This window comes from Actinosynnema pretiosum (assembly GCF_024171695.1).
Classification (GTDB): domain Bacteria; phylum Actinomycetota; class Actinomycetes; order Mycobacteriales; family Pseudonocardiaceae; genus Actinosynnema; species Actinosynnema pretiosum.
In genome coordinates, this window is record NZ_JAMTCF010000041.1 from 1 (window position 1) to 9793 (window position 9793).

General features: G+C 69.0%; 11 protein-coding genes and 2 pseudogenes. 9 read left to right on the forward strand and 4 right to left on the reverse strand.

Going from position 1 to position 9793, the window contains the following annotated elements:
* Positions 1 to 316 (forward strand): annotated as a pseudogene (locus tag LV78_RS40335) (hypothetical protein); the annotation flags it as partial.
* 232 nt (positions 317 to 548) lie between these two features.
* On the opposite strand, the gene LV78_RS40340 reads toward LV78_RS40335, so the two are convergent.
* Entirely contained in the window at positions 549 to 1028 is a 480-nt protein-coding gene (locus LV78_RS40340; protein ID WP_253851491.1) for a hypothetical protein, read from the reverse strand.
* Positions 1029 to 1970: 942 nt separating this feature from the next.
* On the opposite strand from LV78_RS40340, the gene LV78_RS40345 reads away from it, so the two are divergent.
* Genes LV78_RS40345 through LV78_RS40355 form a run of 3 tightly spaced genes read left to right on the forward strand, consistent with a single transcriptional unit; the run spans position 1971 to position 3478 of the window.
* Complete coding sequence (locus LV78_RS40345) at positions 1971 to 2819, forward strand: tyrosine-type recombinase/integrase (RefSeq protein ID WP_253851492.1); 849 nt, start codon at positions 1971 to 1973, stop codon at positions 2817 to 2819.
* A complete protein-coding gene (locus LV78_RS40350) occupies positions 2820 to 3035 on the forward strand; it encodes a hypothetical protein (RefSeq protein WP_253851493.1) in 216 nt (71 codons plus the stop codon).
* The gene (locus tag LV78_RS40355; RefSeq protein ID WP_253851494.1) at positions 3032 to 3478 is read left to right on the forward strand and encodes a hypothetical protein; all 447 of its coding nucleotides are present in this window, start codon (positions 3032 to 3034) and stop codon (positions 3476 to 3478) included. Before LV78_RS40350 ends, LV78_RS40355 begins: the two co-directional genes overlap by 4 nt.
* Before the next feature lie 84 nt (positions 3479 to 3562).
* On the opposite strand, the gene LV78_RS40360 is transcribed toward LV78_RS40355, so the two are convergent.
* On the reverse strand, positions 3563 to 4795 hold the full coding sequence (locus LV78_RS40360) for a helix-turn-helix domain-containing protein (RefSeq protein ID WP_253851495.1): 1233 nt from the start codon (positions 4793 to 4795) through the stop codon (positions 3563 to 3565).
* 204 nt (positions 4796 to 4999) lie between these two features.
* Here LV78_RS40360 and LV78_RS40365 point away from each other — a divergent pair, with 204 nt between their 5' ends.
* The 5 genes from LV78_RS40365 to LV78_RS40385 all read left to right on the forward strand — a co-directional run bounded on the left by LV78_RS40365 (position 5000) and on the right by LV78_RS40385 (position 8909).
* Positions 5000 to 5140, forward strand: a complete 141-nt coding sequence (locus LV78_RS40365; protein WP_253851496.1) for a hypothetical protein — start codon at positions 5000 to 5002, stop codon at positions 5138 to 5140.
* A gap of 74 nt (positions 5141 to 5214) precedes the next feature.
* Positions 5215 to 7068, forward strand: a complete 1854-nt coding sequence (locus LV78_RS40370; protein WP_253851497.1) for an albusnodin/ikarugamycin family macrolactam cyclase — start codon at positions 5215 to 5217, stop codon at positions 7066 to 7068.
* Entirely contained in the window at positions 7052 to 7354 is a 303-nt protein-coding gene (locus tag LV78_RS40375) for a PqqD family peptide modification chaperone (RefSeq protein ID WP_253851498.1), read from the forward strand. Before LV78_RS40370 ends, LV78_RS40375 begins: the two co-directional genes overlap by 17 nt.
* Entirely contained in the window at positions 7351 to 7737 is a 387-nt protein-coding gene (locus LV78_RS40380; RefSeq protein ID WP_253851499.1) for a lasso peptide biosynthesis B2 protein, read from the forward strand. The genes LV78_RS40375 and LV78_RS40380 overlap by 4 nt, the downstream gene beginning before the upstream one ends.
* 137 nt (positions 7738 to 7874) lie before the next feature.
* Positions 7875 to 8909: a protein-L-isoaspartate O-methyltransferase family protein gene (locus LV78_RS40385; RefSeq protein ID WP_253851500.1), complete on the forward strand. Its 1035-nt coding sequence runs from the start codon at positions 7875 to 7877 to the stop codon at positions 8907 to 8909.
* 307 nt (positions 8910 to 9216) lie between these two features.
* Here LV78_RS40385 and zapE read toward each other — a convergent pair whose 3' ends face one another.
* Both zapE and LV78_RS40395 read right to left on the reverse strand, forming a co-directional pair.
* A complete protein-coding gene (gene zapE / locus LV78_RS40390; RefSeq protein WP_253851501.1) occupies positions 9217 to 9390 on the reverse strand; it encodes an AFG1/ZapE family ATPase in 174 nt (57 codons plus the stop codon).
* A 256-nt stretch (positions 9391 to 9646) separates the two neighbouring features.
* Positions 9647 to 9793 (reverse strand): annotated as a pseudogene (locus LV78_RS40395) (IS701 family transposase); the annotation flags it as partial.

Sequence of the window (9793 nt, forward strand, 5' to 3'; positions counted from 1 at the left end):
AGCCTCCGTCGAACTCGACCTGCCCACCCTCGCAGACCAGGGCTATCTCAACGCGGGGCACGGGGTGGTCACCCCGAACCGCACCCCGCGCAAACGCTGGGCCGAACCCGAACTGAATGCGGACCAGAAGACCCACGACCTGCTCCTGCGTGGTCTGAGAGGTCGAGGCGAGCGTGGGTTCGCGCTACTGGTCGGACGGTGGAAGGCGTTGCGCCACACCACCGCCAGCCCACGAAAACTCACCCTCATCGTCGCCGCCGCACTGACCTGCACCCACTACGAACACAACTGGAACACCGACCAGACACCTCACTGAGATCACCTCAGTGTGTTCAAGACCGGATCAAGGACTCGCCGCCTTCGGGAATCGAGACGTTCCCAGGTCGACTGTGCCACCTCGAAACCCGCAGAGAGTGACTCCAGTGCCACAACATAGTCGGTGTAGGCCAGCGTCGGATCCTCTGCGACACGCTCACTCGCAGTTACGATGCGCCGCATGGCCCTCATGGCTCGCTCATAGACCTTCCGGTTGAGAGCCAACAGATCGGTTATGAACGCGGACAGATCATCGCGGTCACCATCGTCAAGCTCCACCTGCGGAGTGAAGGTGCGCAGGAGGATATCCGCCGGGACAAGACTATAGGGGCCCCCGCTGCTGCGTGGATCAACCGATCCGCCTTCTCGCGCACTGGAGTGAAGGTCGCGTTGAGAGCAAACGACAGCACGACGGCGAGATCATCAGCGATGGCATCACCACCGGTCGAGATCATGAACTCGTCGGAGCCGTCAGGCAGGACCGCTTCAAGGCGTTCGGTTAAGTGCACCAAGACCGTGTTGATCGCAGCCCGGTCGCCATCGGGAGTCAGGTAGCCCATCGGCAACTCGACTTGGACCTGTTCCGAGAAGACCACGTTCGTGTAGAGGGTCCGGCGATGCTCGGTCTGGTTGAGCGGAACGTCCCGGAAGTACATCCCCGTGATGATTTGAAGCATCGCTCCATGATTCCACGGAACCTTCGCGTATTCCACAAGTTCGCACCCGTGCGCCAGTCAACCGAACACCCCCTGGAGGCAGCGCAGGGGCACCACCCATTGTGGACGATGTGACACCGGAAGATCGTCTGTGCTACGTTCTACGTGTGACACGTCCCCACAGCGGGACGGGCACCAACAAGATCATCGTGGTGACGAGGCGCGGGGATTCGACCCCCTGGCGGGGATGTATCCCACGCCTGAGGACTCAAGTCCCCCCTCGGACACAGTACAAGCTGACATGTCAGTATCACCCCCAGCGACCTTCCCAGGTCACTGGGGGTTTTCTGTGCCTCGGAGAGCTGGTTTTAGCCGCCCTCCGAGCCGATCTCGGACCCCCTACTCGCATGTCTGTTGCCCCCAACTTGAACCCCCTTCACAGAAAACCGCTGGTCAGGACAGGCGCAGGACGTCCATCCATCGTGGCCGCAGCCGTCCTCCTTGAACACGCGAAAAAATCCCATTAACTGTGCGTAGTCGGCATGTTTTGCGTCGGTACACCGACATCTCATTGTCCGGCCTGTTCGGCCCGTTCAAGAAGATCCGCACAGGGGTGTAGCGCCCCTGATTCGAGGAATACCGTCATCGGACGTGGCCGCCGACGCTCACCCGGCAGACGGCGTTGCGCTGCCGTTGACGCTCCGATCCCGCAGGAACAACTCCAACGGTTCGATGCTCGATGCCTCAGCCAGGAGGAGTTGCTCCTGGGTCCAGTCCCGGCCCAAGCGCAGTGCCGCGAGACGGTGCTACCCGAAGCTCGCACGGTGTTCCGCGAGACGCGGATGAACCGGGGACGCTGGCACGGGGGCAACGTTGGTGCGTTTGGCCGTGCGAGTCCGCACCGACGCTGGTACAAAATGCGGCACATGATCTCTGACCAGCGCTGTCCACCCTGGTCAGAGCCAGCACCGTGCCAGCTCCACCGACCCGAGGACACCGTTGAGCCCCGACCCCAAGACCGTCCAAGCGGCCCAGCTGCTGATCACCCAACTCGGCCTCACCGCCGAAGACCTGCTGCGGGCGCCGACGGATCTGCCCACCTTCGCCCAGTACGTGCCCAAGGTCGTCGCCGCGTCAGGTCCGGGCGCGGTCCGCACCTACGGCACCTACTGGGCGCGCATCATCGAAGCGTTCGGCGACCGACGCCTGGACGCGGTCACCGCCACCGACATCGAAGCCCTCAAGCAGCACCTGGTCGCCAACCGCCGCATCAGGCGCAACGATCGCGGTGGCCAGTCGGTGGCCGAGCACCTGGTCTCCGCCATGCGCTCGATCTACACCCGCGCCATCAACGACAACCTGCTGCCGCCCAACCACAACCCCGCGCTCAAGGTCCCCAAGCCCCGTCCACGCCCCACCACCCGCTACGCCCTGGCCACGACGGAAGTGGCGCCCCTGGTCAACACCATCGCGAGCACCGGCCGCGACGCCGTGCTGGACACACTCCTGTTCCGCCTGCACCTGGAGTCGGCCTGCCGACGCGGCGGCGCCCTGGCGCTGCGCGAGGAGGACCTCGAACCGACCTCCTGCCTGATCCGCCTGCGGGAGAAGAACCACACCGAGCGCATGCAGCCCGTCAGCCCCACCCTGATGGCCTCGCTGCTGGCGCACCGCGAACACCGGGGCAACGGCAGGCCCACCGCGGAGCCCCTGCTGCGCCACAGCAACGGCGACCCGATCAACCGCCGCCGCTACGACCGCATGTGGCAGCGCCTGGCAGACCGCATCCCCTGGGTGGCCGCCCGCAACGTCTCCACCCACTGGCTGCGCCACACCACCCTGACCTGAGTGGACCGCCACTACAACCAGTCGATCACCCGAGGCTACGCGGGCCACCTCCAACCCCGCGGCGAGAACATCACCGGCACCTACACCAAGGCCACCCTGCCCGAGATCGCCACGGCACTGGCCGCCTACACCCGCGAACCCCACCCACTCGCCGACACCCCGCCCCCGGACGGCGGCCACTCCTTGTTTCCCGCGTTCACCCCGGTCCTGCCGTGACCGAACGCCTCACAGCCCTGTTCGTCCCACCCTCCGGCAGACCACCCATCCCGCTGCAGACCATCGTCCCGTCACCCGCGCTGGCCCCCGGTGAGGAACTCCTGCTCGCCACCGCGGCGATCGACCACTCCGGTCGCATCCCTGCCCGCAGACTGCTGCGCGCACTCTCCTGGAAACCCGGCGACACCACAGGAGCGCAACTGCTCCGCGACGCGATCGCCCTCAGCCTGGACCCGAGAAGTCCACACCGGATAGACACCCGAGACCACGTCTTCGTCCCACTGGGCCTGCGCGACCTCACCGGGATCCGCACCGGCGATCACGTCGCCCTGTTCGCGGCACCACGGCAACGGCTCCTGCTCGTGTGCCCCATGCGGATCCTGCACTCACTGATCACCGAGCACTGGAAACTCCCAGGCGCAGCGGGAGAACCCCGCCCCTGATGGAAAACTCGAGGTTGTGCTCCGCTCGCGCACTCGACGGAGCACAACCTCGGGTTCTTTGGGGGCCGACGAGGTGTTGGTGGGTCAGGTCGCGCCTGGCGTTCGGAGGATGACGTGGAGTCGCCGCACCTGAGCCACGTGGGGATGGCGCCGGATCAGGGCTTGGGCGATGCGGCCGATGCCAGGACGGTCCAGGACCTCGGCGGGCGCCTGTTCGTAGGCGGCGAGCAGGGACGTCGCGGTCTGTTCAGGGCGGCCGTGCTGCCACCAGGCTCGGGCCAGGTCGGTGTGCAGCCTGGCGCGCCGTTCGGGGGTGGGGAACTGAGCGGGGCGCAGTCCTCGGGCGCTGTGCAGCGCGGCGGCGGAGTCGCCCAAGGCCCAGTACATGCCCACTTTGTAGAGCTGTGCCTGGGCCGGGGTCAGGAGTGTGGGATCCATCGGGGTGGCCGCCCGGTTCGGCGCCTGCGACAGGCCCTCCAGGGCGCGATCTGCTTCAGTGGCCAATTCCAGCGCGCCAGCCCGATCACCCGCCTGGGCTGCCGCGTAGGCGGTGCTGCACAACATCTGCGCGTAGACGGTGCGTTCGCTGGGCTCGGCCAGTCCGGTGGCCTCCAGGTCGGTCAGCGCGGTGAGGTTGACCCGTTGCGCCAGTTCGGGGCGGCCTTCGTGGCGGAGCACGATGCTCAACGCCCGTGAAGCCAGCGCGAGTGCCTGCGGGTCGCCGGAGAGCCGGGCGTAGGTCACCGCGCGGTCGGCGGTCAGCCGGCTGGACTGGTGGCGGCCGATCTTGACCAGGGCGTGGGTGGCGACCTCGTAGCAGGAGGCGATCATCGCGTGGCGTCGGGGATCGGCGCCCTCGCCCAGGTGGTGGGCCGCGGAGAGCAGGTGCGGCAGCGCGGTCACCAGGGCTGCGTGGTCGCCGTTGTCGAACCTGTGTCGCGCCTGGGCCAATGCCGCCGATAGCGCCCGAGGCGAGGGTGGCCCCGTTGGATCGGGCAGCGCGACCAGCGCGTCCTCGAGCCGGTTCAGCATCCTGGCCGGGATGGTCAGGCCGACCGCGGTCAGGATCTGTCGACGGTCCACGTCGTCCCCGCTCTCGCTCGCCCACCCTTGCGGGGCGACGGTAGCCAGCCCGAGTTGCTCGGGCGGTAAGCGGTAGCAGTCGGCGAGTCGTCGCAGGGTGTCCAGGTCCACGGGTTGGCCGCGTTCGATCCGGGAGATGGCCGAGGCAGAGAACCCGGCTCGGGCACCTGCCTGGGCCTGGGTCCAGCCCATTCCCACCCGCGCGGCCTTGAGGATCTTCCCGACGGCGGGCATGGGCAGATGACAGCAGAACTGCGGACGGTCGCGCGCCCTCCAACCGGGTTGTCAACCCTTTGGGCGCGACACGCACACCGCAGGCGGGATTCGCCTGACGTCTCGGCTGCGCGGCGACTGCGCGATGTGCTGGTGGCACGGCGGCGGCCTGGAAGTGAACCGGACCCCGGCCACCGCATTCCGACGAAGTCAAGGAGGCACGTGGTGGAACCGAGCAGCATCCCCACCCCAGCGGAGTCCGCCTACGCCCCGCCGGTGGTGTGCGACGCGGGTGAGGTGGTCGAGACGACCCTGGGGATCATGAAGTTCGACAAGGTCGACGACACCCAGTACAAGCACAGCTGATCGATTCCGGGGCCCGGTGGCGCACGCCGCCGGGCCCCGTCCTGTCCTGTGACCGGTAAGAGCGAGGTGGCCAGATGCGGTGGACGGCGGGTTGGCGTGGACGGGGACCGGCACCGCTGCGCCCTCGGCAGGGGCGGGCGGCACCGGGGGCGGACGCGGTGTGGACGGTCGGGTGGTCCGAGCGGTCGGTGCGCGTGGCTGGAGAGCGCGGGAGTTGGCTGGTCGTGGTCGGCGACTGCGGTGCGGACGCACCGGGTCTGCGGCGCGGCTTGCGGGCGGTGGAGCGGGGTGGATGGGGCGAGCTGACCCGCTGGCCCGGTTCGCACCTGGTGGTGGCCTGCCGGGAGGCGACGGTGGCGGTGATCGGCGACCTGGTCGGCCTGCACCCGGTGTACTGGCGCACGACACCCCTGGGGATCTGGTGGTCGAGCTCGGCGTGGGCACTGGCCTCGCTGGACGGCTCAGCACAGGTGGACGCGCGTGAACTGGCCCTGCGATTGGCCGTCGCGACGCCGGGGATCCCTGGTGCCACCGGCTCGCTGTTCGCCGGGGTGTCGAGGGTGCCCTCCGGGTCGCTGTTGCTGCTGGAGGACAACAGGGCGCGGGTGGTGGGCTACGAGCCGCGCGAGTACGACCCCGTGCCGCTGGCGCGGGCGGCGCCGCAGTTGCGACATGCGTTGACCGCTGCCGTCGACAGCCGTCTGGACGGGCGTCCGGTCAGCGCGGACCTGGCAGGTCTGGACTCGACCGCGTTGGCGTGCCTGGCCGCGCGGCGCGGCCCGGTCACGGCGGTGACCTTCGCCGACGCGCGGCTGCGCGACGACGACCTGGTGCACGCGCGCGGCACCGCCGCCGTGGTGCCCGCGCTGGCGCACCACGTCGTTCCCGGTGGCCGGGACACGGTCTACTACGCGGACCTGCACGCCCCCGAGGCGTTGCCCCGCACCGACGCGCCCCACGCGTACGTGGCCACGATGGGCATCAAGCGCGCCGTGCTCGACGTCGTGGTCGCCGCCGCCGGTGGTGGCGGGGTGCGCCTGACCGGGTCGGCCGGGGACGGCGTGGTGTGGGCCGGGCCGTCCTACCTCGCCGACCTGCTGCGCGAGCGCCGCTTCCCGACATTGCTGCGCCACGTGTTCGGGCACGCCCGGCTGCGCTGCCGCCCACCGGTGGAGCTGCTGGGACAGCACCTGCGGGCGGGCAGCAGCGGGCTCGTGCGGTCGTGGAGGCAGGCCGCTGCCGACCTGTCCGGGCCCGCTCGCCCGTGGATGCCCCAGGCACGGCGCCCGGTGTCCTGGACCCCGCTGCTGGACGTCGCGGACTGGATGCCCGCCCCCGTGCGCCAGGACGTGGCGGCGGCGCTGCGCACCGCCGTCGAGTTCAAGCGGCACGTCCCCGCCCGGCGAATAGCGTCCTGGCACACCAGCCACCAGTTGGCGGACGTGGCCACCGACCTGCTCGGCTGGGACGCGCTGACCCGGCACTGGCACGGCGTCGACCTGGCCTCCCCCTACCTGGATGACGAGGTCGTGCGGATCTGCCTGGCGGTGCCCGCCGAGCAGCGCGGCGCCCCTGATCGGTACAAGCCGCTGCTGACGCAGGCGTTCGCAGGCACCGGTGTGCTGCCGCGCGCGGTGCTGGAGCGCACCACCAAGGGCGGGTTCGAGGGCGTGGCCTACGCGGGCCTGCGCACGCACGCCCCGATCCTGCGCGAACTGCTGGGGACGGGCTCACGGCTGGCCGCGTTGGGCCTGCTGACCCCGGCACCGATCCACGAGGTGCTCGACCGGGCGGTCGCCGGACGCACGGCCGCGTTGGGCGCGCTGCACCAGTGCGTGGCCGCCGAGGTGTGGCTGCGACAGGTCCACCACGACACGACGACCCGCACGACGAAATGGTGGGAGGACAACGATGTGGCGACTGCGTGAGGGAGTGCACGCCGTGCTCACCGACGAGGGCGGGACGCTGCTGGACGAGCGCACCGGGCGGTGGACCGACCTGAGCCCCAGCGCCAGCACGGCGGCCCGGCTGGTGCTGGACGCCGACACCGAACACCGTGCCGTCGAGGACTTCGCCGCGCGCTACGGCCTGGCACACGAGCGCGCCGCAGCAGATCTGGACGCCTTGGCACGTGACCTGGCCGGGCGAGGGCTCCTGCTGAGCGGCATGGCCGGGCACCAGCCGCCCCGGTGGCTGCGGGGGTGGTGGCGGTGACCACCTTCGAGTCGCACGAGACCGCGCGCGTGGGCACCGTCGGCGACCGGTTGCTGGCCGTCGTGGCACTGGCGGTGGCGCTGCTGCTGTTGCGGCTGCCGCTGCGCCACACCACGCGCGTGGTCCGGGTCGCGCGGCGGGCGGGCAGGCGTCACATCGCCCCGAAGCGGGCGGCGACGCTGGTCGCGGCGGTGCGCCACGCGGGCCGGTGGTGGCCGGGACGGGTGGCGTGCCTGGAGACCTCCCTGGCAGCGTGCCTGGCCGCCGCGCTGCTCGGGCGGGAGCTGACCTGGTGTCTGGGGGGCGCTTCTCCCCTCCTCCCACCGAGCACCACGCCTGGGTCCAGGTGCCTGGCCACGGTCCGGTGGGTGAGTACCTCCTGAGTGGCTGGCACCACCACGTCGCGCTCACGATCTGAGCGCCTCCCCGAACAACACGACCACCCCACTTACACTCAGCGTGAGCAAAATTGCACTCAAAGTGAAACTTGGTCGTGTTCTGACGTTCGTGGAGAAGAGAAGTGACCGCCGCCGACCTCGCCATCACAGTTCCGGAACAGCTCTACGCCCATCACAGCGGACGCGGCAGCACCCCGATGCGCTCCAACCCCGAAGTCGTCCACCGCGACCTGGACAGCCTGCGAGTGCGGCCAGGCATGGCCGCTTTGGAGATCGGGACCGGTTCGGGCTACTCAGGAGGCATGCTCGCAGCACTCGTGGGCGCCGAAGGCCGGGTCACCAGCATCGACATCGACCCCTACCTGACGCGGTGGGCCCAGGTCATCCACTACGAACTCGGCGTGGACACCGTGCGCTGCCTACCGGGGGACGGCATGGCCGGACACCAGCAGAGCGCGCCCTACGACCGGATCGTGGCCTGGTGCACACCGCCCTGCCTGCCCGCCGCCTGGGTCGACCAGCTCGCCCAGGACGGCCTGCTCGTCACCCCCTTGCCCATCACGGCGCTGCCCCACATCACCGTGGTGGCCACCCTCGGTCTCGAACAAGGCCACCCGACCGTCCTGGCCGTGAGGGAAGGCGGCTACATGGAGACCAGTTCCGCCCCCTGCGACACCGACACCCCCACCCGCTGGGTCGACTGGGAGTACCGCAGCGGGACCGACACCTCCTGGATCTCGGTAGCCTGGCGCAAGAACGACGACCCGCTGCACACCGGAGCCCGCGCCGCCCTGGACCTGCTGCTGACCGCCCGGCACACCGGACACCACCACATCGCCCCAGAGGACTGGACGAGCTGGCGCACCTGGGCAGCGGCCACCCAGGACGTGAACCTCACCATCGCCAATACCGGAACCTACGACGCCATCGGCCACAGCACTCCCGCCAGCGTGGCGGTGCTGCGCCAGGACGGGACGATCCTGGCCGACAGCGCCGACTCGGCGTCCTTGGCGGTCCTGCGGGAATGGTTGCGAGGATGGGAGCACGCGGAATGCCCCGCTGTGGACGCCTACCGCGCCGACCTGTCCAAGGCATCAACCAGTGAGCCACGTGGGTGGGGCCTACGACTTACTTGGCAACCTGACAATCTCGGTTAGGGCATGCCAACTTGGCGAGAGAACGAGACAACCCGATGTCCGCTGTTCACCGGCATCAGAGCACACCGTTATCCATAACGCCCACTTCCTGCAGGCTTCGACATCAGTGCGGAAGTCGGACCGGACCAGTTCGGCGCGAACGGCGAGGTTTTGGACGAGGTAACCGTTGACGTCGAGCACGGTCACCTCGTCCGGCACGGGCCGGACGAGATCGACGACGGCGAACTGCCCGGCACCGCCCGGCCACAAATACCAACCGCGCGCGAACTCCGAGCACGGCGTCACCGGGACGACGTCGACCTGGTGGTCACAGCGGGTTCGACGTCATCCCGGAGGGCGGGTGGTTGGAGGTCGTCAGCAAAGTGACGCCCCGGCCGAACAGGAACCACAGCAACCTGCTGCTCAGCGCGGTGTCACCGGGATCGTGCACGTGGAACTCGTCAAAGCGCAGGAGCCGGATGCCGCCGAGCAGCTCGTCCACAGCCCAAGTAGACCGCCCGGCGTTCGCCCCGATGCCGTGAATAGGCGGCGCAGAAAGAGCGGAAGAAGCCGTGGAAGCGCAGTCGGCGCTCCTTACCACGACAACGACAGGTTGCAATAAGGGTGATGCCGTAATCGGCTTTGCTGCGCCTTGAGCTGACTCGACCGCCGTCTGATCGACCATCCAACCACGTGCTCAACACAATGAACGACCGGTTCCGCAAACCGGTTTAACAAGCGCCGCACCTCGTTGACAGTCAGAGGAAGCCCTGCCGCCCCCGAGAATCCGGGCCCCCTTTTTTCGCGGCATCCCGCGTGATGACCAGGTAGGCCATGGCCGCCATCGACAACGTGACATGCCGATACCACGCCCGATAACCACGAACCTGGTAGTGGTCGAGCCC

What these genes read in the sequence shown, in the direction of transcription:
- LV78_RS40370 (WP_253851497.1), top strand. Translation starts at nt 5,215, where the DNA reads ATGCGGTGGACGGCGGGTTGGCGTGGACGGGGACCGGCACCGCTGCGC.
- LV78_RS40375 (WP_253851498.1), top strand. Translation starts at nt 7,052, where the DNA reads ATGTGGCGACTGCGTGAGGGAGTGCACGCCGTGCTCACCGACGAGGGC.
- LV78_RS40360 (WP_253851495.1), bottom strand. Translation starts at nt 4,795, where the DNA reads ATGCCCGCCGTCGGGAAGATCCTCAAGGCCGCGCGGGTGGGAATGGGC.